Raw genomic sequence first — 23941 nt, 5'->3', positions numbered from 1 at the left:
ACCTAAAGGTTGCCAAATACATCTCTTTCCGTGCCGGAGGAATCGATGCCTGCTTCGTCGTATATATGTAAGTGGAATTGCTCACACATCACAGGCAAAAAGGGGCTGCAATCTAGAATGCGGAAGTATGTTAAAGAATTTTTCGGACATAAAGATGTCCTCGTAATGTGCGCGCTCTTGCTGCTGGCTTTCGGCTATTGCGCAGACAGCCTTGGCAGATGGCAAAGCTGGGCCGCCATTGCCTCCGGCGCGCTGACCTATACGTTCAGCGAATATGCGATCCACCGCTTTCTATTTCACTTAAAACCTCCAAAAAACCGGCTCTTCCTTTCTTTTCTCCGAAGGCTTCATTATGACCATCATGTAGTACCTGACGATATCAAGCTGATGCTTCTGCCCGTATGGTACAGTTTGCCGCTGATTTCAGGGGTTTGTGTGCTGCTTTATGTGCTGACCGGTGATACGAAGACTACAGCTGCCTTTTTTACGGGAACCGCAGGGTTTCTGCTGTACTACGAATGGACCCACTATGCAGCCCACCGTCCGATCGTGCCCAGGACGCCATGGGGACGTTGGATGAAAAAGGTGCATTTATGGCATCATTTCCAAAATGAGCACTACTGGTTCGGCGTGACGAATACGCTGTACGACCGCCTGTTCGGCACGTTCCGCGAACCGAAGCAAACAGAAAGAAGCAGCTCGGCGAGAAATTTGGAGACTTGAGATAAACCTCGATCGAGGTCTTTCCAAAGCGGAGCGGCCGCGTTTACATGTAGGTTTATTCGCCAATAAGAAAGCCTGTTTTCGGTCCCGAAAACTTATGCTTTCTTAATGTGGTAACACAAACAACCTGTAATGGAGACTGACGGCTCCTTACAGGTTGTTTTGCTTACTTTTACCCTATTGTTATCCGGCCATTTGATTCACTGCATCCTTGGGCGAGAAGACGGAAATATGATCCACTTTCCCCGAAGCTGAGGGAATGACAAATTTCAGTTCATATTGCTTGTTCACCCGGTACACATAAATCCTGTCGTTTCCGGTCTTTCTTACCTCCGCCGGTTCCCCCAGAGCTTCTTTTATCTGAGAAGCTGTAATGCTGTGCAGTTTCGGGGATAGGGAACGTACATCGAAAATCTGGCCGCCCTTGTTGTAACCAAAGACGGCCTGCCTCTTCTTATACACTGCATAAAACCCTTTTCCCGCCCTGTCCGTGGAATCCGGCTCACCCCACTTAGCGGTAATTTCATCAATATGCGATGCATGCGCGGTAAACTGGATCCCATTCGCTTTGCCTTTCTGTGCATCTTTATAGATCCGCATGATTACATTCCGCGTCGAATCAGTACCGGACGGCGCTGTCTGATGATGGGCCGTATGCCCTTGCTGCGGCGCAGGAGCAGGCGAAGTGCCCGATTGGTCCGTATTGTCAGGAACAGATGGTTCCGTTGTTCCTGCTCCTGAAGTATTGGACGGAGGAGAGGCAGTGTCCGGAATCGGTTTTTGGTCCGAGCTGGAGTTGCCAGGAGAACCGCCGCTTCCGCCGCAAGCTGTCCATAGAAAGGCACAAGCTATGAGCAATCCTTTATCTGCAGCATTTTAGTCGTTTTCATCCTGTTTCCTCCTTGCAGATTTTTGTGTTAGATCCTTATATTTACCCAAAAAAACGTTGGAAAACCGCATCCGGGAGGGCAAGCGAAAAAACCTGAGTTTCCTCCGCTCAATTCGCAGATTCCGCTCAGGTTGATGTTCATTCTATGTACGTTCAACCATTAGTCCGAGTGTTCCGTTTCAAAATAGTAGTGGTTATGCAGCTTGCATCCCGGGTTAAAAGCAGCACCACAGGACGGACACGAATAATCGCAGTCCATATATTGCCGTACCGTTAATTTTGAGCGGCAGTTTCCGCAAAGAACCGCGGGGGTGTTCCATTGTTCGGCAGGCCATACGGCAGCTACATGTCCAGCTTCCTCTTGATGGCAATAGTAGCAGCTATAATAAGTTTCGCAGCACTTCATCTTGATGGCAATGATATCCCGCTCGCTATGATAATGCTTGCAGCGGGTCCGGCCGTCGATCGCGCCGTGTACCTTCACTCCGATCTCCCCTATCCGAATTACGCCAAGAGAGGCACCCGCCTATTCTTCGTAGATCATCTTGACCGTCATCCCGCCGTCGATGACGAGGTTTTGGCCGGTGATGAACCCGGCGTGCGGGCCTGCAAGGTACAGGCAGGCTTCGGCGATATCGCCGGGGACTCCGACACGGCCGGCGGGATGCTGCAGGCGGTCGCGCTCCGAGTGGCGCGGCGTCTTGGTCCGCGCCGAGTATTGCCAGTCCCCGGTCTCGATCCAACCGGGGGAAATCGCGTTGACACGAATGCCTAGGGGGCCGAGGCTCACAGCCATCGCGTGCGTTAACGCGAGGATGCCGCCTTTCGATGCCGCATAGGCTTCCGTGTCGGGCTCCGACATCAACGCGCGTGTGGACGCAATGTTGATGATGCTGCCCCCGCCGCCGCTGTCACGCATGCGGCGAGCGGCCTCCTGTGCGCAGATGAAAGCGCCGCGAAGGTTCACCCCGAGCACGCGGTCGAAGTCGGCAAGGGACAGCTCCAGCATGGAGCCGCCCTTGCCGATGCCCGCGTTGTTCACCAGCACGTTGGGCGCGCCGAACTCCTCCCCGGCGACAGCGAACCAGCGGCGGATATCCGCCTCGCTGGCATTGTCACCGCGCAGGAACAGGGCGCTCCCTCCGAGCTTATGTATATGCCGGATCGTTTCCAATCCGGCATCCTGATCAATATCGCTGATGGACACGCGATATCCTTCCTCCGCAAAGCGGAGGGCCGCGGCGCGGCCGATGCCCTGCGCCCCGCCTGTAATCATCACGGTTTTCAAACGGAACGACCCACCTTTGCTCCTGCGGAATCCATAGTTTAATTAGTATAACGACAGCGCCAGAGTATCCGTTTCTTTAGTGGAATAAAGAATGGCATCGCTGCCGACAATCTCTATACTGTCAAGCGAAGTTAGAAACCGGGTAACGGTACGCTTCCCTGTCCGAATCTTCAGGTTGATCACTTCAATTAATTTATCCAGTGCTTTCTTGCTTTTCTCTTCAAAGTATACTGGAACTTTCTTATTTTGGACTTCAATAACAGTTTTCATAATTAAAGACCTCCAGTAGGCGACAGTTTTAATAAGTATAACGTGAAACATCGTGAAAAGGTTCACTTCGTGCCCTATGAAAATAGTATAAATTACGAATATTAAAATAAACTTAAAAAATTGCAACGAAATATGAACAATTACGTCACAACTTATGGAAATTCAAACAAGGATTTACGGCTCCTCTGCCCATATGGTATAAATTAGAAAGAAAAGGGACTTTAGCGCTGGTTCTTAAGCACTATAGAAAAGAGGTAAAAGATGCCAAAAGTTGTTATTTTGGGCGGCGGTGTAGCAGGAATGAGTGCTGCACACGAGCTGGCCGAACGCGGTTACTTTGTTGAAGTCTATGAAAGGAAAGGTTTACCAGGAGGCAAAGCAAGAAGCATTCCCGTCAAAGGCTCAGGTAAGGACGGCCGGAAGGATTTGCCTGGCGAACACGGATTCAGATTTTTTCCTAAGTTCTATAACCACATTACCGATACTTTGAAACGCATACCTTACCAAAATAATAAAAAAGGTGTCTACGACAACCTCATCGAGGGAACCCGGCTCGGGTTGGCCCGCTTCGATCATGAGCCAGTGGAGTTCTGCACAGAGCTGCCCAGATCCATGTCCGATATCCGCACGCTGATCAAGTCGATGTTCGATAACCGTCTTGGGCTCAGCGATGAGGATATCGAACATTATGTCAATAAGCTGTGGCAGGTCATGACGGCTTGCGACGAACGGCGTTTCCTGGAATATCAGCGGGTCGGCTGGTGGAACTTCATTCAAGCCGACAAACAGTCGGAGGCCTACCGCAAAGTGTTCACAGGGTTGACCCGGATTCTGGTAGCCGCCAAGTCGCGGGAAGCCAATGCTTTTACGGTAGGAGCCGTCTGCGGGCAGATCATGATGGATATGGTCACTCCGGGGAGCGCCGACAGGCTTCTGAACGGCCCAACGAATGAAGTCTGGCTCTATCCATGGTTAGAACACTTGAAAAGTATGGGCGTTGAGTATCATCTGGATGCAAAACTGCTGTCCATTGACTGCGTAGACGGAGTAATCGAAGGCGCATGGGTGGAAATCGCCGGACAGCCGGTCCGCGTCACCGGTGATTATTATATTTGTGCTTTGCCGGTAGAAGTGATGGCCGGCCTCGTGACCGAACCGATGATCGCTGCGGACCCCCTGCTCGGCCGTCTGCCGGAACTGGCGAAATCCGTTGACTGGATGAATGGGATTCAATTTTTTCTAACGGAAGACGTTCCTATTATACACGGGCATATGATTTATATGGACACGCCTTGGGCGCTTACGTCGGTTTCCCAAAAGCAGTTCTGGCCCCATACGGATCTGTCCGGATACGGCGACGGTAAGGTGAAAGGCGTACTGTCCGTGGATATTTCCGATTGGACGACGGAAGGATTGATATACGGCAAACAGGCCATGTACTGCTCTCCTGATGAAATCAAAGAGGAAGTTTGGCAGCAGCTGAAGCAAAGCCTCAACGTGGACGGACAGACGGTCCTGTGCGACGATGCGCTGCACAGCTGGTTCCTTGATGACGACATTCAATACCCGAACCCGGACGGGGCCTGTTCCAATATGGAACCATTGCTGGTGAATAAAGTGCATACATGGGATCTGCGCCCGAATGCGTACACTCAAATTCCTAATTTATTCCTTGCTTCCGATTATGTGAGGACCAATACGGATTTGGCTACGATGGAGGGTGCGAACGAAGCGGCCCGCCGGGCGGTCAACTGCATTCTTGAAGCCTCTGGCTCCGATGCCAAACCTTGCCGGATCTGGGAGATGTACGAATACGCCTCCCTCGTGCTTTGGCGCTCACACGACCGGGAACGGTTCCAGAAGGGTCTGCCCTGGAACGGCCATCTATTATAGTAAACGCAATCATTTATGGTATAATACGTATGGAATTACATACTATCTTTGGTCCATAGGAGGTTTTGTGACTTGGCTTACCAACCCAGTAAAGAACGATATGCTTCGATGAAGTATAACCGCGCCGGTAAATCCGGACTTAAGCTGCCCGCCCTCTCACTCGGCTTGTGGCATAACTTCGGCGGAATTGACACTTTGGAAAACGCACGGTCCATGATCCACAGATCTTTCGATTTGGGCATTACGCATTTTGATTTGGCTAACAACTACGGCCCTCCTCCGGGTTCGGCGGAAGAAACGTTCGGCCAGGTTTTGAAACAGGATCTGGCGGCTTACCGCGATGAGCTGATCATCTCCACAAAGGCCGGCTACTATATGTGGGAAGGCCCTTACGGCGAGTGGGGCTCCAAGAAATATTTAGTCAGTTCCCTGGATCAGAGCCTGAAGCGGATGGGATTGGATTATGTCGATATTTTCTATCATCATCGTCCGGACCCGGATACGCCTTTGGAAGAAACGATGGCGGCTTTGGACCTGATTGTACGTCAAGGGAAAGCTTTATACGTTGGGATTTCCAACTACCAGGCGGATCAGGCTGCGGAAGCGATCCGTATCCTGAAGGAACTGGGGACGCCGATGCTTATTCACCAACCGGTTTATTCCATGTTCAACCGTTGGGTTGAGGACGCTCTGCTGGATGTGCTGGAGGAGAACGGGGTCGGCTCCATTGCCTTCAGTCCGTTGGCTCAAGGCATGTTGACCAACCGCTACTTGGACGGCATCCCAAGCGATTCCCGTGCAAGCAGAGGACATTTCCTCAAAGAAACCGACGTCACCGAGCAGCGAATCGCCAAGGTGCGCAAGCTTAATGAAATCGCCCAGGAACGAGGGCAGACTATGGTTCAGCTGGCACTTGCCTGGGTACTTCGCGGCGGTCGTGTTACTTCTGCACTGATCGGTGCAAGCCGTGTAAGCCAGATTGAGGAGAATGTGGCTGCTTTGAACAATCTTGACTTTACAGCTGAAGAGCTGGAGCGGATTGAAGCGATTTTGAAAGACTAACTTCATGTAAGCTAAGCATTTCAGAACCGGAAACGGTTTTCTGAAATGCTTTTTTATTTGCCAAAGAGCGAGTCGGCTGCTTTTCCAACTGGGTAAATGACAGAGTAACCGAAAAATGGGACTTTCTGACGCTATCCAATCGTTTCATGAATTTGTATAATGATTGTATAATGTATGTAAAATCTATAAAACGAACTAAAATCTTTTTTCTGGAGGTGTCCCCCAATAGTGGATTCTAACTCCTTCCGACGAAGGGAAACGGAGCAAATTTATAAACTTCGTCACGTTTACGCCCATTGAAGAGGAAGTGACTGCTATTTACGGCCGATGGCCCTCAGGTTCGTTTCCGCCAGCGGTGGTACGATTTCCTTACTAACGGCGAAAAGCGGATCCGTCTAGGCAGCAGCCCGTGGTAAGAAAACTGGTATTCCGGCAGCCAGCCGCCTTTATCGCAGCCGATCTTATACCGCAGCCAACCTGCACCACGATCACTCAAACATCATGTAACGCTGGCCCGTTTAAATAAAAAGGCAGTGCACTCCGTAAAGGTGCACTGCCTTTCTTGCCATTTGCGAACATCATTTATACATCAAGGCCTGTAAATGACATAGCTGGTCGGTGTTTCCCTCACCAGCACCTGCAGGCAATGCGGCCGGTTGGGTCTTTCGCTTAAATAAGCTTCGATCCGCTCCCAAATCTGCTTCGCTACCACTTCCGTCGTTGGAAATTTGCCGCTTTCCTCCCCGGGGGCCCCGTTAAATTCTTCATGTCCGTTCAGCAACGTATGGTCATACCGCCCGTGAATCAGTTTCTTCAGGTCGGCGAAGTTTACCAGAAAACCGGCTTCGTCCAGCTCATTGCCTACGATCGTAATGTCTGCGACATAGGTGTGTCCATGCATGTCGGCACAATGGCCGGCCGAAGAGGCCGGAATGAAATGGGCTGCGGCAAAATTCATATCTTTGTGGAGCTCGTATTTATAAGAATGCGGTACGCTTGGATAATATTGAAATAACATAGGTAATCCTCCTTACAGGATGCTTGGCACAACATACCTTAGTATACTGTATTCTACCCGTGATTCAAGCAGTCAACCGCGAAAAAAAATCACACAGCTTGAACGCCGTGTGATTTCCAGTGACTATCACGATAACTGCTCATTGTAAAAGAATAAAGCCAGTGTCCCGGGTCCTGCGTGAGCGCCGATGGCACCGCCGATCATATTCGTAACGAATTTGTCGCATCCGAACTTCTCCCGGATCATGCGCTCGAGCGTTTCAGCCGCCTCCGGATCGTCTCCGTGAGAGATCCCGATCGTCTGATCTTTCAGATCGGCAGCCCCCCGCTTTTCCATCAGTTCTACCATCCGTCCGAGCACCTTGGACTTTCCGCGGATTTTCTCCAGCGGCACCAGTTTCCCGTCTTCCATGTGAAGTACCGGCTTAATATTCAGCAAGCCCCCGATAAAAGCCGATGTCTTGCTTACGCGTCCGCCCCGGTACAAATACTCCAGATTATCTACTGTAAAAATATGCTCCATATGCTGTGCTGCATACTCGGCGGTTTCCGCCACCTCGTCTGCATTCTTGCCTGCAAGGGCCGCTTCTGCCGCCTTTACAACCACCAGTCCGCAGCCTACAGAGGCGCATTTGGTGTCCACAATCCGCAAATCCAGATCAGGATACTCCTCCTGAACCATGTCTCTCACGAGCAGCGAAGTTTGATAGGTCCCCGAAATTCCGGAGGAGAAAGCTACATAGACGCCGGATCTTCCTTCCACCGCCAGTTTGGTAAACGCCTTGCGGAACTGGTCGATCGATACTTGGGCCGTCTTGTAAACGTGACCTTCCCTCATCCGTTCAAACAGCGTTTTCGGCTGCAGCGTTCCTCCGTCCGAATACTGTCCCGCCGCATCGGATACACTTAACGGCAAAACTTCAATTCCGTACTGCTCGATCAACGATTTCGGTAAATCCGCCGCACTGTCCGCAATAATGGATACTGTCAAGGTGACCACCCCGTATATAAAATTTCTGGTCCTATTATACCATGAATTCAGAAAGAAACGGTTGAAATTTCCTGACCCGGCGGGACTTATTCCCGGATGTGCCGGTCCACCAACTTATCAAGCCTGCTCACTTGGAAACCGTAGTCGTAAATGGCTGCCGCTACAATCGCTAAACGAAGCCGGCCGTCTTTCCGGTCCGCGTAAGCGTCCATAATGCTGCTCAGAAACTCCTCATTTTCCTTGTCCATACAGTACTGATCGGAATGATCCGGCTTAATGATGCGGTCAAACTTCAACAGTACATGCTCGTGATACTTGTTGATTTTCTCCAGTATTTGATCGAAATCCGCATCGGTATCTTCTGCTCTTGCCGCCTGAAAATAGTGCTGTTCCGCCGTTTCCAGAATTTCATAGCCTTTATGAAGGGTATTCAGCATTTGCTTATATACGACCAGCAGCCGAACATCACTGAATTTCTTATGCTTGAGTTTCTTCTCTTCCTCTTCAAACAGCTTATATTTGTTGATAAGCGATTGGATCGAGCGCTCCAGCTTTTCTTTCTCCTCTTGAAACACATTCTCCTTGATCTCGTTGGAAATCAGTGTGCGGAGCAGCAGGGACAAATTGCCGAACACCTGCTGTACATGCGAAAAGAACTGGCCTTGCGGCTTCGGCGGAATGAACAGGATGTTGATTAGGAAGGACGAAATAATACCGATGATCGTAAGCTGAAAACGGTTCAAAGCAAACAGGATGTGATCCGCTGCTTTCATGACCCCCGGCGCCTCCATAACAGCGATAACCGTAACGAGAGTAAGACCGATAGACTCCTCCATTTTCAACTGCCGGCATAGCACAATGACGATGATACAAGTAACCCCTACTGCAATCGGATCATTCTGAAAAAAATATCCGGCCACGAGGGCAAGCGCCGCGCCAAGCGTATTGGTTTGCAGCTGTTCCAGCAGGTACCTCCAGGAACGGTAGATCGAAGGCTGCATGGCGAATAAAGCAGCAACCGCGGCGATGATGGGCGGGGACAAATTCAGCAGCATGCTGGCATACAGGGCGAGAGTAACCGCGACTCCCGTTTTAAAAACTCTGGCCCCTAACGTCACTCTGATGCTCCCCTTTCCCTTTATTTATCTATTATGAACCAACTTACCTATTCTACATGCAAAAGGGAGCCGATGCAAAGTAGCCCGCTTAGCCCGGGTCTGGGCAGGGCAACAAAAAGAGCGCCTTTCGGCACTCTTTGCATGGATTCCATTGGCTTACTATACGTGTTTCCATTGGGTACCTTCTCCGGTTACGGGACATACCGGAAAATAGTTTCCCTTCTCAAACTCAGCGCGTTCGCCTGCATTACAAACATAAACGCCGGTTTCTGTGACCAAATCCCCAGTTTGATGAAGATGATCCTGAGGCCGCCATGTCGTATTGCTTCCGTCCGCCGGGCATGCCGGGAATTTATCGCCCCGGGCCAAGTCGTATTTGACGCCGTTTTCGCTAATGTAGGTGCCCGATTCCAAAACCATCTCGCCGGTTGGATGCAGCTGTATAGAATTCAGCATTCCAAACACTTCCTTCCCTAGGTTGAATAGTTGCCGTAGCTTCAAGTAATTACCCCGTTTTTACAATTTTAAATCTTGGAGGCTTGGAATCCACAAAAAGGACTTCTGCGAATGTGCAGAAGTCCCTTGATGTGTACTTATGTTATAAAATAATGATGGCTTACCCGATAAATTCCTGTACCCACTCGCCTTGGTAATAACCTACACCGATTTTGGTGAAGCTGCCGTTGAGGATGTTGGCACGGTGGCCCGGGCTGTTCATCCAGTCGTTCATGACTTGTTGCGGCGACTGCTGGCCTTTAGCGATGTTCTCACCGGCAGTAGAGTATTTGATTCCATAGGAATTCATCATATCGAACGGCGAACCGTACGTAGGTGAATTATGGTCAAAGTAATTTTTATTGTACATATCTACTGCTTTGTCATGTGCCATTTTGGATAAGGCAGTGTCGAAAGCAACGGGCTTTAGACCGGCTTTGGCGCGCTCCTGATTCACAAGGCTCACTACTTCTTTGACATAGCTGCTGTCAGCAGAGGCTACAGGCTGCTGCGGTACCGGTTTTGGCGCTGTTGGCTGTTGTACTGCCGGCTGCTCAACAGGCTTCTGTACCGGAGGCTTTTGCGGAACCGGTTTTTGCGGGGCCGGCTGCGGCACTGCAGGTTTTTGCGGGATCGGCTGCGGCTTTACAGGCTGCTGCACGACAGGCTGCTGCAATTGCGGCAGTTTGACGATAAATCCGGGCCAGACCAGATCCGGATGCAACATTTGCGGGTTAACCGCAACCGTATACAAGTTACTGTTCACCTTCACTTGATACGTTTGCACAGCAGGCGTACCTGTTTCGGCAAACGCAGCTCCGGCTCCTAGCACCGGCGTTAAAGCGATTACGCCTGTAAGCGCCATTTTTTTCAAGTCCAATAGTTTCATAAAATCTTCTCCCTTCGAATTCGGCCTGCGAGGTTAGCTGACGGGTTAGGGACGGAAGAGTCTGCCCCGCCGCAAATGCGGCTTCACCCCAAAACTGTGGGTTCCCCGCGCTCACTTATGAGCTTCGGCCTTTATGTTGTGTTGGACATGTAACAGCTTACCACGGGGGAAACTGGGATTCATTGTGAAAATGTTGGCAATTGGATATTTTTCGAGGCAACTGGGCATTTCAGCTACGGTACAAACACCCATAGGCGCCATTTAGCATATCGTATTCCATGACATTTTACCGGCAAAGGAGTTTATGCCACATGACGCAATACGATTGGCACAATGAATCGTCCGGCCAGCCGTTCTCCACTGGCGATGCCAGCTCCCGGTCCTTGTTTCCCAGCCCGGGACCCGGACCTGAATCTGGAACCGGGACCGGAACATTCCCGACGCCCCGGCCCCGACCCCGGCCCCGCCCGCCTTACCCTGGACCAGGACCGTTCCCTGGACCGTTCCCTGGACCATTCCCGCCGTATCCCGGCCCCGGACCGGTCTCTTCCATTCAGGTAACCATTTCGGGAGATCGATCGATCCCAATCTTCCCTAGAACGTACAGTGTCCGGTTTTTTCCAGGCATCACACTGTATCAAGCACTGCTTGAAACCGGCCAGGTCCAATTCGGTATTGGCGGACAGATTCGGGCCGTTTCCGGCATTCGCATCGGCTATCAGGTAGGTTATGAGCTGAGAGTAAACGGCAGGCTGATCACGGGCAGTTCCCTGTTCGTTCCGCTCATTCCGTTTGACCGTGTCTCTTTAAGGCTGATCTTCCTCGGACCTTTCCCTACTCCTTATTGAATCGACAAAAGAGCTGCCGGCTTACTAGCCGGCAGCTCTTCTATTGAGATTATAAAGTTGGTTCCGGTGCGTTTAAATTTTGGACATTAAACAGTCTCGCGTAAGCTCCGTCCAATCTCATCAGCTCTTCGTGCTTCCCTTTTTCCTTGATTTCACCGTGCTCAATCAGTACGATTTGGTCCGCATGGGTGATCGTGGACAGTCTATGCGCGACAATCAGCGTAGTACGGTCACGTGCCAACGACTCCAGAGAAGCCTGAATAAGGTGTTCCGATTCCAGATCCAAGGCGGAAGTCGCCTCATCCAGCACAAGGATACGCGGGTCTTTTAAAAATACTCTGGCAATAGCAACCCTTTGTTTTTGGCCGCCGGACAGTTTCACGCCTTTTTCCCCGATTTCCGTCTCGTATCCATTTGGAAGCCCGGTGATAAATTCGTGCGCATTCGCCGCCTGAGCCGCCTGGATGATTTCCTCTTCCGTTGCGTCCGGGCGCCCGAACAGAATGTTTTCGCGAACAGAGCCGCTGAACAACAGATTATCCTGAAGAACCATGCCGATTTGGCTCCTTAAGCTGTGGATGGTCACGCTGCGGATATCTGTCCCGTCTATCCGGATCGCTCCTTCCTGAATATCGTAAAAGCGGGGAAGCAGGCTGATCAATGAGGATTTGCCTCCCCCGCTCATGCCTACAAAAGCAACCGTCTGTCCCGGCTCTATATCCAAATCAATCCCCTTTAGCACCCATTCTCCGTCCGGATTGTATTTAAAGTGAACATTGTTGAAACTGATCCCCCCCTGCACCCTTTGCAGCGGCCGGGCGCCCGGCGAATCCGATATGTCATATGGTTCATGAAGCAGCTCCATGACACGGTCAAGCGAAGCCGAGGCCTGGGTCAGTTCGGTTGAAGAGTTCACCAGCCTGCGAAGCGGCGAATATAACCGGTCAAGATAGGCAAAGAAGGCAACCAGGGAACCGACACTTATATTTCCCTGGATTACCTGATAGCCGCCGTAGCTGATAACCAACAGCGGAGCGATGTCTGTAAGCGTATTAATTATGGAATTCGTCATGGCATTCCACCGGGTCAGGGCCAGCGCCCTCTCCAGAAAGTGCCCGTTCTTTCGGTTAAACTGGCTTTTTTCGTGTTCCTCTAGGGTGAAACTCTTAATAACGGGGATCCCGTTTACCCTCTCGTACAGGTATCCCTGCATTTCCGCCAATGCCTGCGAGCGGGACCGGGAGAGGAATCGGAGCTGTTTGTATAATTTTTTCACGGCAATCCCGTAAAAAGGGAAAATCGCGATGGAAACAAGCGTCAACCCCGGATCCAGGGTGAACATAAAGCCGATAGCGATCGTGAGCGTGAACAAATCCAGCCAAATGTTCATCATGCCGGTCTCGACCAGGCTCTTCGTCTGTTCGGCGTCGTTGATCATTCTGGAGATGATCTCGCCTACTTTGCGGTTGTGGTAGTAGCGGAGCGAGAGTTTTTGAATATGGTCATACAGCTTGCTTCTCAGATCGAACAGGATCCGGCTGGTCGTTTTTTGCGCGAAATACTGCCTGATATACTCTACCGGTGCTCTAACCACGACAAATAAAGCAAAAGCCCCCGCCATAACAGTCAGCAGCTTGCTAATTTTCTCGTCCGCCGGCATTGGTCCCAAAAGCAGATCGTCGACTACATATTTCATAATGATCGGCAAAGTCAGCGGAATTCCGAACTTCACCATACCGATCAGGACTGTAATTATGACCATGCGCCTGTATGGCTTTACAAAGGTTAAGTATGATTTAAAACTGGACAATACATGTACACCTCCCGTTACTACACTATAGTCATGTAAGTACCGGAAAGCAAGAGCCGGGCGGTAACGGTTTTGACAGGAGGGATTGGACTGGGTTATGATGAATGAATATGACTATGCGTGTGAAGCACACCGCCTTCTTCCTTACTGGGAGAGGCGGTTTTTTGCGTTTATTGCGCAAAGGAGGAACTGGATATGGAGGAGATATACGAGGATTGGATGTGTAGGCAGCTGAGCTCTTGCGACGGGGAGCGGAAACGCCGGTTAGAGGAACATGGATACGCCGAAAAGGCGTTTCTGAAGCAGGTTTGGTGGCCGGTTGCGGGGCACTTCGACAGCTTCATGCCGAATATGAAGTGGCGGATTTCCGCGACGGGTCTCGGTTTTTGGACTTCGCTTACTTGCGGGGGCCTCACCGGATTTGTATCGAAATCGACGGATTCGGGCCTCATGTCAGGAACATCGACCGCCAGCGGTTTGCGGACGGTTTGAACCGACAGAACCAGCTGGTTCTGGACGGTTGGAAAGTGTTTCGGATCTCCTACGACGACATCAAAGAACGCCCCCGCCAATGCCAGCAGTTCCTTCAGCAGTGGCTGGGCACTTTCTTCGGTGCTGGGGGCGGTTCGGGAGTGGAGGATTATCAATTTAGCTTAAAAGAGAAAGAAGTACTGCGCTATGTAAGTGTGTCGGGTAAATACAGATTAACAACTAAAGAGATCAGCGATTTACTCGGCCTCAGTCCCAAGTCAGTAAGAAAGATATTAAAAGCGCTAACAGCGAAACAAGTATTAAATCGACTCCTACCGGGCCGCAGGAGAGTACATGCATACCTGCTCAACCCGTCTTTTTTGGAGCGGTGGAGGAAATCCATGCTTTAGGTTTACCTTAGAAGAGCACGAATGCATCTGGTACGGTACTTTTGGGCGCTGCAGCGGCACTAGCATTTCTGTAACGGTACTTTTGGGCGCTATAGGGGCACTGATGCATCTGTAACGGTACTTTTGGGCACTACAGGGGCTTCGGCACTCTTGTAACGGTACTTTTGAGCGCTACAGAGGCACTGGTGCATCTGTAACGGTACTTTTGGGCGCTACAGGGATACCGGCACTTCTGTAACGGTACTTTTGGGCGCTACAGGGACACCGGCACTTCTGTAACGGTATTTTTTGGCACTACAGGGGCACGGGCACTCTTGTAACGGTACTTTTGGGCGCTAGAAGGGAAGCAGCATATCTGCATAGGTACTTACTCGGTCACATCACATTAAGATTGCCCGTTTAACTTCGACCGGACATGTTTAAGTAATGCTATGAACAACAACACAACTAAACTAGGAGGTCGAGAAGAATGAAGAAGCATATTGTTGGCGCGTTTGATACAAGGGATGAAGCAATTCGGGCGATTGAGGAATTGAAGGCGTTGGGCTATCATTCCGATGACATTTCTATTGTGAGCCGGAATAAGGATCATTTGGAGACGATTAGCGAGGAGACGGGTTCCAGCGTACCGGAAGGTATGGCTACTGGCGCCGCAACGGGCGGTGTGATCGGCGGTGTGACTGGACTGCTGGCGGGTATCGGCTTGCTGGCGATTCCAGGTATCGGGCCTCTGCTGGCGGCGGGGCCGATTGCAGCGACGCTTACCGGCGCAGCGGTTGGAGCTGGTGCAGGTACGCTGGTCGGCGGATTGATCGGCCTCGGCATTCCGGAAGACGAGGCGGAACGGTATAACGAGTATGTCGATAATGACAAGCTGCTCGTGATTGTCAACGCCGAGGCGGACCGTGAAGCCCGCGTATATGACATCTTCCGTTCCCATGGCGCTTTGAACTCCGACACGTATGGTAATTACGACTCAAGAGTAGGCACAACTTACGGATCGGACCGCACTTTGCTTTAATTGTTAACTACACAGCAACAAGCACAGAACGAAACCGTTCTGTGCTTTTCTTTTTGCCCTGCTGTCCTCTCAGGGTATCTGAGGTAACGGCTTCGGTAGTAATTCGGACACGGTTACGAACCGGGTGGTTTTGAACGTAGGGATCGATTGGGCCAGCAAGGCGGACGTAATTTTCCCGGGAGGCCCCACATGCCCGATGGTTACACAGGTTTGATGAGAATCCAGGTACATTTTCAATTTGGAAATTTGTTTGGACACATGGGCGGCTGAATACACATCGTCCAGAAATACCGCGTTCCTGACCACAGGCACCCCCACTTGTTCAGCGACTTGCGGGATCACGCTTTTAAAGCTGGTCCTGCTGTCCAGGAAAAACAACCCTTTGTCCTTACAGACCTCCAGTACGACTTTCATCACACGAGGGTCTGCCGTAGCTTTGGAACCCATATGGTTATTCATCCCCACCGCAAAAGGAACGCTGTCAATGGCCGCCAGCACTCTCGAGCGAATTTCTTCATTTGTCAGATCGGTTGTAATCGCGCCGGGTCCCAGCCAACTTTTTTTGCCGCGGACCGGTTCCATCGGAAGATGAACGATGACCTCTTTACCGAGACGGTGCGCGGTTTCCGCATCCCGGCGGGAAGAAGGCAGCAGCGGCATCACCGCCACAGTCAAAGGTATCGGCAGCTTCAGCATTTCTTCCGTTCCCTTCATGTTATTGCCGAAATCATCGATGACTACGGCAATCCTTTTTTCCGCCTGGGTGTACATCTCTGCAGGCACCGCTGAGGCAGCCGATAAAGTGGGCAGCATGTAACAACTTATCGTTATAGCGCACAGCGACACGAGAAGCAGCTTCCACCTCTTTACTAACTTCATAGCCCATGCTCCTTCCAAATTCCAATTGGGTTGCGGGCCTTTAGCTTTCCCAATTCCGCCCAATAAAAAACAGCCTTTCCCGAAGGAAAAGCTGTTTTCTTGAAAGATACGGTTACCCTGACGTTCCGAAAAATTTAACACACATAACAACGAATGCCGCGATAGCAAGTCCGAAGCTAAGCAGGCTGTCTCTGACCCGTTTTTGAAAAAAACGAAGCACACCAAAGCTGAACAGCGATCCAATCAACAAGATGAAAATGACCGCCAATAGAAAAAACTGCGGAGTGACACCGGAAAGATCGACGAGGCTCATGAATCAACATCCTTTATCTCAACATAGGTTTGTCCCCAAATTATAACGCTAGCTTAGGTACAAAACAATAGGTTTGCAAACTTGTGCCGCATCAAATCACCTATTCAATCGATGAGATCCGGTTCAAAAAAGTCCGCGTTCTTGGATTCTGTGACTGTTCGAAAATATACTCCGGCGGGCCTTCCTCAACGATGATCCCCTGATCCATGAACACCACTTTATCCGCAGCATCCCGGGCAAAACGCATTTCATGCGTAACAACCACCATCGTGATGCCTTCCGACGCCACTTCTTTCATTACCTTCAACACTTCGCCTACCAGCTCCGGGTCCAAAGCAGAAGTCGGTTCATCAAACAAAATGACCTCCGGCTCCATAGCCAAAGCACGGGCAATGCCTACTCGCTGCTGCTGTCCGCCTGACAGCTGATGCGGGAACTGGTCGGCTTTATCGGCAAGTCCCACTTTAGCGAGCAGTTCCTTCGCTTCCGCCGCTGCTTGAGCGGATGGTTTTTTTAACACCGTAACAGGTCCTTCCATCACATTCTGAAGCACGGTTTTGTGGGGAAACAGGTTGTAGCCCTGAAACACCATGCCCGTCTTTCTGCGCATGGAAAGGATATCGGTTTTCGTCACTTTCGCATCCGGACTAAACCGGATGGACTGATTGCCGATTTCTACGACCCCTTCGGTAGGAATCTCCAGCAAATTGATACAGCGCAGCAGCGTGGTTTTGCCGGAACCGGACGGACCGATGATAACTACTGTACTTCCTTTCGATACTTTCAGATCCACGCCTTTAAGCACTTCAAGATCGCCGAACTTTTTGTGCAGCCCTTGCATCGTAATCATTTGGCCGCCTCCTATTTGGAAACATAACGGTCGTTACGCCGTTCTAAATATCCTTGTAATGTCGAGAGTACGGTACTGAACATCAGGTAGATAAAGGCCGCTTCAATGTACAGCCAAAGAGGTTCATAGGTGGCAGCTGTGATCCTCTGCGAGATCTGAAACATTTCTGCAACAGTTACTGTTGCCGCGAGAGACGTATCTTTAACTAAGCTGATAAAAGAATTGCCCAAGGGCGGCACAGCCACACGGACCGCCTGAGGCACAATAATACGCCTCAGCGCCTGCCTGCCGGTCATGCCTACTGCGTAAGCCGCCTCCCATTGTCCTTTAGAAATAGACTGCAATGCAGCCCTGATTACTTCAGAGTTATAGGCGCCGACACTTAGCGTAAATCCGATCACTGCTGCGGGAAACGGGTCAATCCTTATACCAACGCTTGCAAGCCCGTAGAATATAATAAACAACTGCACGATCAACGGAGTGCCGCGGATAATCCATACATAAAAGCGGGCAGGCCACTCCAGCAGCTTCACCCCGGACATCCGGGCAAGAGCCGTAAGAAATGCAAGAATAAGTCCTAGAATAAAAGAGACGATGGTAAGCGGGATGGTAAACTGCAATCCCGCTTTCAGCATCGGCCAGAAAGAATCCATAAGGATTTGAATGATCCGTTCCGTTCTATCGTTCATTCGCTATCACCTGTTTCTATTTCGATACGTCTTCCCCGAAATACTTGTTGGAGATCTTCAGATACGTTCCGTCCGCCGTCATGTCAGCAAGCGCCTTGTTTACAGCGTCTACCAGTTCTTTACTGTTCTTTCTTATCAACAGCCCGCTTTGCGACGCATTCTCTGTTTCGGCTACTACTTTTACCGGAACGTCGGGACGCTGCTTTTTGAAGTCCAGGAAGGACAGAGAGTCATTGATCGTTGCATCGATTCGTTTGGAAATGAGAAGTTCCATCGCCTGGTTGAAACCGTCGACAGGAACAATTTCCGCTCCATGGCTTTTTGCAATGTCACCGAGATCGCTCGTAAGCGACTGTCCGGACTTTTTGCCTTTCAAGTCGTCAAGTGATTTGATGTCATCGTTGTCCTTATGCACCATCAACACAGCTTTGGAAGTGATATAAGGATCGGAAAAATCATATTTCTCTTTCCGGTCGTCGCGGATCGATACCTGATTGGCTACCATATCAAAGCGCTTCGCATCCAGTCCGGCAAACATGCCGTCCCATTTCGTTTCGATAAATTCTGCCTTTACCCCAAGGCGCTTCGCTACTTCCTGGGCGATTTCCACGTCAAAGCCTGTCAGTGCGCCGCTCTTGTCATGGAATGTAAAAGGAGCATAAGTCCCTTCCGTACCGATACGCAGGGTGCCATCCTTCTTGATCTGCTCCAGCAGATTAGCCGGTGCAGCTGCATTGCCCCCGTTGTTTCCGGCGGAATTGTTGCCCTTGTTGCCTGTATTGTTATTGTTTCCGCAGGCACTGACCACCATAGCCAGTACGAGCATCAACATTGCAAACGTGAATCCTTTTCTCATTACCTTCATCCCCTTGATGTTTTTTTAAAATCCCTAGTGGAATAGTACGAATTATACTCACTCCGACAAATTTCGTCAAATTTAATTTTGCACGCTGCTGATTTTCGAGAGGTATACCTTTCTAGGTTGCCTATGAATTGACAATTTATCCTTAATGGGGCGATCCGTTTCAGACGAAAAAAATAGCACACCGCGTATTACCCGCAGATGTGCCGCAAGAATCTCCCTTTTACGATCGATATTGTTTTATGAATTGAACGGCGTTACGGATGTCCTCTTCCGGATTCTCTCCCACTTCCCGCTCAATGGTCAGGTAACCCTCATATCCAATGTCCTGCAGCGCCTGAAAGTAAGAGTCGAAATCCACGCTGCCCTTGCCTAACGGTACTTCACGAAAAGCCTCGCCTTGTTCGGCCATCTCCGCTATGTGTGCATGATTCATCCCCTCGTATCCGTAAAAACCGTACACATCCCGGGGGTCGATACTCCTTAACCGGACACCGTCCTTGGCATGCGTATGTACAATATAGTCCTTAAGCAAATATACGCCTTGAACCGGATCATCCCCTGTAACCATTGCCATATTCGCCGGATCAAAATTTACGGAAACCCCGTTCGTAGGCAGGGAATCGAGAAACTGTTTCAAATGAGCGGCGGTCTCCGGCCCGGTTTCGATGGCAAAATAGGCATTCACGCTTTTTGCATAATTCCCCAGCTCAGTGCAGGCATCATGGAGGGCTGCATACACTTCACTGTTCTTATCTTCAGGGATGATACCAATATGGGTTGTAACAATCGGGCTTCCCAAATCCAGCGCCAAATCCATAATACGTTTAGATTGTTCCACTTTGGCCCGATTTGCCGCACGATCCTGAAACCCGTGGCCACCTAAGTCTCCGCAAAGCGCCGACACTTCCAGTCCGAGGCTCCCGATGTATTTACGAAGTTCCCGCCTTTGCTGAGGGTTCAACGCCGCAGGATCCATCTCCCCGGATACCGCATAAATCTGCACGCCATCCGCCCCGGCCTGCTTCGCTTTGATAAGCCCTTCTCTCACACCTGATTTGAAACTGTCCACAATCACGCCGATCTTATTGTTCAACTTCATTTGCCGTCCCTCCTTTTTACTTAAAAAGCAGCGTCATCTCAAATAAAAGAAGTTCTTTCCTCAGATTACCAAGCCTCTCTCCAAGGTGACAACGGCCGGCGCCGTCCTTAAACGAACAGTTCGTTTCATTCAGGAGAAATTTCAGAATCAGATATTTTAGGTGAATCCAACAGCTCCAGCCGCTCCATCGCTCTCCGTTTCCGGTACAGCATTTTCCCTGCTTCCGCCACATCCTGCAGCGTACTCCGGTTGATCAGCGATCCAAACACCATGCCTGCCACGGGAACCATCTGAAACAGCTTCTTCCAGCCGAAGTTATCACGGTAAACTTGTACAACTTCCATCCAGCCTTTTAATTCTGAAATGACTTGGCGCGGCCCTTCTCCTGAATGAAAGGCAGAAAGTTCGTCCAAAACCGCTTTCTTACCTACAATATCCGAAGAAGCGAACTGAAGCACTTTCACGGCGAAAATCCGTTCCTGTTTCTCATGAGGATCATACCCGTAGCACAGGGCAATTTCGCCTATGCATTTTAGGGAAAGTCCCAGTACAGCAGGAATATCCGCTGCCAGAGTAAATACCCCGCCAAACCCGGTTGCAGCCCCTTGAACGGCAGCGAACCCGGAACGGTCTCGTGCCAGCTTATCGGCGGCCTGATCCATCCGGCTTAAGGGCAGCCGTTCCATAAGATCTGACCCCAAAGCCTCCCCGCTTGCTCCCAAGCGGCTAAGCACCGCTTTTTTGGATATGAGATAACGTCCTCCGGTCTGGATGTAACTGCCCAGTTCGTTGACGATGAGCCCTATCTTTTTTTGCACAAAGGCAGGGGTCAATTTATCCAGCAGCACGAACGGAAGTCTGCCGAGTTTCTCCCAGAACCAAAGATCTTTCTGTTCCGACTCCCATTTGCGGATTTCATGGATGGCCCGGATTAACTCTTCCCGTGTATCGGGTACCGATGTTGGATTCTGTAGTTCTGCCATACACACACCCCCTATATTCCAATACGTAGTATTCCGTGTCCGGATGCAAAAAAAAATGAACCCCGCCTCATCCTTCGGAGTTCAATATCATTTCAGCAGCCCTTTCAACTTCAGAAGCTGAACAGCCGCTTTCACATGAAATTCGCTAAAACCGCTTCGTTTGGTCAATTCTTCATAGTTCTCAGTGTCAATGCGAAACGTGGTCAGCAAGTCATAAATTTGTCTCTCTGCCGTACTTAAACTTCTGTAATCGTACTTCAAATTCATGGTTCCTCAATTCCCTATCTTCTTAGTGAAAATATTTCAAAGAGTAATTACCCTTATGACGGGAATAAGAAACAACAAATTACGCGATATATGGCATCAACTTATCCACCAAACGCTCCAGTTCCACCTGTTCCTCACTGCTGAAACGGTTTTCTTCAGGACTGTCGATATCCAGCACGCCGATCAGCTTTCCATTTGAGATCAAAGGAATCACGATTTCGGAAAGGGAAGCGGCATCGCAGGCAATGTGACCGGGGAAATCATGCACATTCGCAACACGGATCGTTTCACGTTTAGCTGCGGACGTGCCGCAAACTCCTTTATTTATGGGAATACGGACGCAAGCGGGCAGCCCTTGAAACGGCCCCAAAACCAGCTGCTCCGTACTCTCTTCATATAAGTAAAATCCTACCCAATTGATCCGGTCCAGAAATTGGTTCAACAAGGCAGCGGTATTGGATAAATTGGCGATCCGGTCAGGCTCGTCCTCCAGCAGCGCCTGAAGCTGACGGCCGAGAAGCTGATAATCTTCCTGCAGATTCCCAGTGTACATTGAAGCATGAAACATATTACGTCCTCCTAATAGATAAGTCTGACTCCATTGATGATGTAACTATATCAGGTTCTAAGCGGCGGGTACAGAGGTGCTCCAGACTTTGGATGTTTCAAAACCTATGGGCTGTTTTACAAAATAGGAGTTGTTTGTGACTTGGGTATCGTGAACGATGCCCTTGTTTCTTTGTGCGTATAATGTGAGTTTTACGCAGCAAACTAGAAGAAAAAGGAGAATACTATGACTACCGCAAATACTGCATTGCAGCAAGATACAAAACATCCACCAGGTTTGTATCTCCTATTTTTTACCGAGTTATGGGAACGGTTCAGTTTTTATGGAATGAGGGCGCTTCTGACATTGTACCTCACAACTGCGTTGATCTCCGGAGGACTGGGATACAACGAGGCGACGGCTTTAAGCATATATGGACTATATACCGGTGCAACCTACTTTACACCTATGGCCGGGGGTTATCTGTCCGACCGTTTTTTAGGCCGGAGGCTAGCCATTACTATCGGCGGGATTTCTATGGCGCTGGGCAATTTCGCATTGTTTGCCGTCCACTCCAGGACCGGTCTGTATTTGGGTCTTGCCCTTCTGATTTTCGGGAACGGATTTTTTAAACCCAATATTTCGACCTTAGTAGGGGAACTGTACGGAAAGAACGATCCGCGGCGCGATGCGGCGTTTACCATTTTTTATATGGGAATTAATTTGGGAGGGTTTCTGGCTCCGCTCGTGTGCGGATTTTTGGCAGAGGAAGCCTTCAGGACCACGGTAGACGGTGTGGTGAGATACGGGTTCCGGTACGGATTTCTTGCCGCGGCCATCGGCATGGTCATCGGCCAGATTCTGTTCAATACATTAGGCAACAGGTATTTAGGGGACATCGGTAAAAAAACGGCAGCCACTGCCTCCGGCCCCGATGCAGCCAAATCCCGAGAACCGCTGACCCGGGGGGAAAGGCAGAGAACGGCCGTAATTATCATCATCACTTGCTTTGTCGTGTTCTTCTGGGCCGGGTTCGAGCAGGCGGGCAGCTCCCTCACCTTATATACCGAGAAGTTCGTAGACCGGGATTTGTTCGGATGGACCGTGCCTACTTCGTGGTTCCAATCGGTGAACCCGCTCTTGATCATCCTGCTGGCACCCGCCGTTTCGGTATTATGGCTCAAATTGGCCCGCTCCCCGCGAGGAGATCTGAAAGTGCCTACTAAAATGGCTTTGGGGATGATTTTGCTCGGACTGGGTTATATGGTACTGCTTGTTGCCGTGTCCCAATCCGGGGGAGATGAAGCGAACATTACACACAAAGTGAATATGCTGTTCATCGTATTCACCTACCTGCTTCATACGCTTGGGGAACTGGCCTTATCTCCGGTCGGACTTTCTCTTGTCAGCAAAATCGCTCCGTTAAAATTAGCTTCACTTCTCATGGGCGTATGGTTTGCCAGCACCGGTGTGGCCAATATTTTGGGAGGGCAGCTGGCTGCTTTCACGCAGTCTCTCGGCTACTTCGAGGTATTCCTGGTTATCGGTGTGATGGCCATTGCCTTGGGTTTTGTACTTCTGGCTTTATCGCCAAAGCTTGTCCGGATGATGGAAAGCGAATAACATTGTTGGGTTACAGCCGCAATTCCCCTCTGTCGTGGAGGGGAATTGCGTTTTTTTACCGCATATGAAAGTACACGTTTTCTGAGACTTACACATGAACGCGGTCGCTCGCTTCGAAAGACCTCGATAAGGTCATTTCTCATGTTCGCTCCTGACGTTCGGCATGCAGCTTACGAAGTTTGGGCGGAGCGGTCCGATGGTATGCTTCCTCGATCAGATCCTTAAGTTCCTTCCAGTCCGTACGTTCGGATAGATAGACCGTCACCCACCCGTGCTGTCCGATATAGGGTGTCCGGGTATATACGTTACCCTGCAGCAGCATGCTTTGTGTTTCGGGGGAAGTCTTAATCGAGCAGGACATTCCATTCTCGGAAGCGCCGAGCATGATGAACGGTTTATTTTTCACCCGAAACGAAGTATGCCCGAACCCGTCGACGGCTTCCGTCACCTCTGGATAGACTTGTGCCGCCGTGCGGACTTTCGATAACAGTTCAAGATGATCTTCCCTTGTGATCAGACGGTCCATAGTAATCGCTCCTTATGGCTTCATCATACCCCGCAATTCACCGCCGCGCGACAATAACGGGTAGAATTTGGTATGCTTATCTTATCATGTTTTATTATGGAAAGG

Annotated in this window: 28 protein-coding genes and 1 riboswitch; of the genes, 7 read left to right on the top strand and 21 right to left on the bottom strand. The window is 50.3% G+C overall.

Features of this window, described 5'->3' with window-relative positions; translation table 11 throughout:
• The first annotated feature begins 117 nt into the window (after positions 1-117).
• On the top strand, positions 118-723 hold the full coding sequence (locus ACFSUF_RS05060) for a sterol desaturase family protein (protein WP_377600774.1): 606 nt from the start codon (positions 118-120) through the stop codon (positions 721-723).
• A gap of 183 nt (positions 724-906) precedes the next feature.
• On the opposite strand, the gene ACFSUF_RS05055 is transcribed toward ACFSUF_RS05060, so the two are convergent.
• The 4 genes from ACFSUF_RS05055 to ACFSUF_RS05040 all read right to left on the bottom strand — a co-directional run bounded on the left by ACFSUF_RS05055 (position 907) and on the right by ACFSUF_RS05040 (position 3170).
• A complete protein-coding gene (locus ACFSUF_RS05055; protein ID WP_377600772.1) occupies positions 907-1581 on the bottom strand; it encodes a YjgB family protein in 675 nt (224 codons plus the stop codon).
• A 191-nt stretch (positions 1582-1772) separates the two neighbouring features.
• Complete coding sequence (locus ACFSUF_RS05050) at positions 1773-2096, bottom strand: CHY zinc finger protein (RefSeq protein ID WP_377600770.1); 324 nt, start codon at positions 2094-2096, stop codon at positions 1773-1775.
• Between the two features lie 42 nt (positions 2097-2138).
• Positions 2139-2888, bottom strand: coding sequence for an SDR family NAD(P)-dependent oxidoreductase (locus ACFSUF_RS05045; protein ID WP_377601732.1), 750 nt, complete (start codon positions 2886-2888; stop codon positions 2139-2141).
• A 54-nt stretch (positions 2889-2942) separates the two neighbouring features.
• On the bottom strand, positions 2943-3170 hold the full coding sequence (locus tag ACFSUF_RS05040) for a hypothetical protein (RefSeq protein ID WP_377600768.1): 228 nt from the start codon (positions 3168-3170) through the stop codon (positions 2943-2945).
• Between the two features lie 261 nt (positions 3171-3431).
• Between ACFSUF_RS05040 and ACFSUF_RS05035 the strand changes: the two genes are divergently transcribed.
• Positions 3432-5063, top strand: coding sequence for a hydroxysqualene dehydroxylase (locus tag ACFSUF_RS05035; RefSeq protein ID WP_377600766.1), 1632 nt, complete (start codon positions 3432-3434; stop codon positions 5061-5063).
• 72 nt (positions 5064-5135) lie between these two features.
• Complete coding sequence (gene mgrA / locus ACFSUF_RS05030) at positions 5136-6125, top strand: L-glyceraldehyde 3-phosphate reductase (RefSeq protein ID WP_377600764.1); 990 nt, start codon at positions 5136-5138, stop codon at positions 6123-6125.
• 334 nt (positions 6126-6459) lie between these two features.
• Here the strand turns inward: mgrA and ACFSUF_RS05025 are convergent, their stop codons facing one another.
• From ACFSUF_RS05025 to ACFSUF_RS05000, 6 genes are all read right to left on the bottom strand, one after another.
• Positions 6460-6621: a hypothetical protein gene (locus tag ACFSUF_RS05025; protein ID WP_377600762.1), complete on the bottom strand. Its 162-nt coding sequence runs from the start codon at positions 6619-6621 to the stop codon at positions 6460-6462.
• Between the two features lie 93 nt (positions 6622-6714).
• Positions 6715-7143, bottom strand: a complete 429-nt coding sequence (locus ACFSUF_RS05020) for a 6-pyruvoyl trahydropterin synthase family protein (protein ID WP_377600760.1) — start codon at positions 7141-7143, stop codon at positions 6715-6717.
• A 126-nt stretch (positions 7144-7269) separates the two neighbouring features.
• Positions 7270-8133 carry a DegV family protein gene (locus ACFSUF_RS05015; protein ID WP_377600758.1) on the bottom strand — a complete coding sequence of 288 codons (864 nt, stop codon included), beginning with the start codon at positions 8131-8133 and terminating at the stop codon, positions 7270-7272.
• Between the two features lie 86 nt (positions 8134-8219).
• On the bottom strand, positions 8220-9251 hold the full coding sequence (locus ACFSUF_RS05010; RefSeq protein WP_377600756.1) for an FUSC family protein: 1032 nt from the start codon (positions 9249-9251) through the stop codon (positions 8220-8222).
• Between the two features lie 159 nt (positions 9252-9410).
• A complete protein-coding gene (locus ACFSUF_RS05005) occupies positions 9411-9707 on the bottom strand; it encodes a hypothetical protein (RefSeq protein WP_377600754.1) in 297 nt (98 codons plus the stop codon).
• A gap of 160 nt (positions 9708-9867) precedes the next feature.
• A complete protein-coding gene (locus ACFSUF_RS05000) occupies positions 9868-10635 on the bottom strand; it encodes a CAP domain-containing protein (protein ID WP_377600752.1) in 768 nt (255 codons plus the stop codon).
• Between the two features lie 6 nt (positions 10636-10641).
• A riboswitch (cyclic di-AMP (ydaO/yuaA leader) is annotated at positions 10642-10775 on the bottom strand.
• Between the two features lie 171 nt (positions 10776-10946).
• Here ACFSUF_RS05000 and ACFSUF_RS04995 point away from each other — a divergent pair.
• Positions 10947-11483, top strand: a complete 537-nt coding sequence (locus ACFSUF_RS04995; RefSeq protein ID WP_377600750.1) for a hypothetical protein — start codon at positions 10947-10949, stop codon at positions 11481-11483.
• A gap of 49 nt (positions 11484-11532) precedes the next feature.
• On the opposite strand, the gene ACFSUF_RS04990 is transcribed toward ACFSUF_RS04995, so the two are convergent.
• The gene (locus ACFSUF_RS04990) at positions 11533-13293 is read right to left on the bottom strand and encodes an ABC transporter ATP-binding protein (protein ID WP_377600748.1); all 1761 of its coding nucleotides are present in this window, start codon (positions 13291-13293) and stop codon (positions 11533-11535) included.
• A 239-nt stretch (positions 13294-13532) separates the two neighbouring features.
• Here ACFSUF_RS04990 and ACFSUF_RS04985 point away from each other — a divergent pair, with 239 nt between their 5' ends.
• Together ACFSUF_RS04985 and ACFSUF_RS04980 are read left to right on the top strand one after the other, a co-directional pair.
• Complete coding sequence (locus tag ACFSUF_RS04985; RefSeq protein WP_377600746.1) at positions 13533-14174, top strand: DNA-binding response regulator; 642 nt, start codon at positions 13533-13535, stop codon at positions 14172-14174.
• Positions 14175-14643: 469 nt separating this feature from the next.
• Complete coding sequence (locus tag ACFSUF_RS04980; protein WP_377600744.1) at positions 14644-15195, top strand: general stress protein; 552 nt, start codon at positions 14644-14646, stop codon at positions 15193-15195.
• Positions 15196-15264: 69 nt separating this feature from the next.
• Here ACFSUF_RS04980 and ACFSUF_RS04975 read toward each other — a convergent pair whose 3' ends face one another.
• The 9 genes from ACFSUF_RS04975 to ACFSUF_RS04935 all read right to left on the bottom strand — a co-directional run bounded on the left by ACFSUF_RS04975 (position 15265) and on the right by ACFSUF_RS04935 (position 21708).
• Positions 15265-16074, bottom strand: a complete 810-nt coding sequence (locus ACFSUF_RS04975; protein ID WP_377600743.1) for a divergent polysaccharide deacetylase family protein — start codon at positions 16072-16074, stop codon at positions 15265-15267.
• A gap of 112 nt (positions 16075-16186) precedes the next feature.
• On the bottom strand, positions 16187-16387 hold the full coding sequence (locus tag ACFSUF_RS04970) for a hypothetical protein (protein ID WP_377600741.1): 201 nt from the start codon (positions 16385-16387) through the stop codon (positions 16187-16189).
• Positions 16388-16487: 100 nt separating this feature from the next.
• Positions 16488-17237: an amino acid ABC transporter ATP-binding protein gene (locus tag ACFSUF_RS04965; protein WP_377600739.1), complete on the bottom strand. Its 750-nt coding sequence runs from the start codon at positions 17235-17237 to the stop codon at positions 16488-16490.
• Positions 17238-17248: 11 nt separating this feature from the next.
• Positions 17249-17926: an amino acid ABC transporter permease gene (locus ACFSUF_RS04960; RefSeq protein ID WP_377600737.1), complete on the bottom strand. Its 678-nt coding sequence runs from the start codon at positions 17924-17926 to the stop codon at positions 17249-17251.
• Positions 17927-17942: 16 nt separating this feature from the next.
• The gene (locus ACFSUF_RS04955; protein ID WP_377600735.1) at positions 17943-18782 is read right to left on the bottom strand and encodes an amino acid ABC transporter substrate-binding protein; all 840 of its coding nucleotides are present in this window, start codon (positions 18780-18782) and stop codon (positions 17943-17945) included.
• Between the two features lie 229 nt (positions 18783-19011).
• Positions 19012-19890, bottom strand: a complete 879-nt coding sequence (locus ACFSUF_RS04950) for a sugar phosphate isomerase/epimerase family protein (protein WP_377600733.1) — start codon at positions 19888-19890, stop codon at positions 19012-19014.
• A 125-nt stretch (positions 19891-20015) separates the two neighbouring features.
• On the bottom strand, positions 20016-20873 hold the full coding sequence (locus ACFSUF_RS04945) for an EcsC family protein (RefSeq protein WP_377600731.1): 858 nt from the start codon (positions 20871-20873) through the stop codon (positions 20016-20018).
• A gap of 87 nt (positions 20874-20960) precedes the next feature.
• Positions 20961-21140: a hypothetical protein gene (locus ACFSUF_RS04940; protein WP_377600729.1), complete on the bottom strand. Its 180-nt coding sequence runs from the start codon at positions 21138-21140 to the stop codon at positions 20961-20963.
• A 79-nt stretch (positions 21141-21219) separates the two neighbouring features.
• Positions 21220-21708 carry a GAF domain-containing protein gene (locus ACFSUF_RS04935; protein WP_377600728.1) on the bottom strand — a complete coding sequence of 163 codons (489 nt, stop codon included), beginning with the start codon at positions 21706-21708 and terminating at the stop codon, positions 21220-21222.
• Positions 21709-21933: 225 nt separating this feature from the next.
• On the opposite strand from ACFSUF_RS04935, the gene ACFSUF_RS04930 reads away from it, so the two are divergent.
• Positions 21934-23310, top strand: coding sequence for a peptide MFS transporter (locus ACFSUF_RS04930; protein ID WP_377600725.1), 1377 nt, complete (start codon positions 21934-21936; stop codon positions 23308-23310).
• A gap of 139 nt (positions 23311-23449) precedes the next feature.
• On the opposite strand, the gene ACFSUF_RS04925 is transcribed toward ACFSUF_RS04930, so the two are convergent.
• Positions 23450-23836, bottom strand: coding sequence for an MmcQ/YjbR family DNA-binding protein (locus tag ACFSUF_RS04925; RefSeq protein WP_377600723.1), 387 nt, complete (start codon positions 23834-23836; stop codon positions 23450-23452).
• Positions 23837-23941: the final 105 nt, after the last annotated feature.

This window comes from Paenibacillus gansuensis, assembly GCF_042684925.1.
Classification (GTDB): Bacteria; Bacillota; Bacilli; order Paenibacillales; family DY6; genus Paenibacillus_N; species Paenibacillus_N gansuensis.
This window is presented reverse-complemented; position numbering and strand designations above follow the sequence as displayed.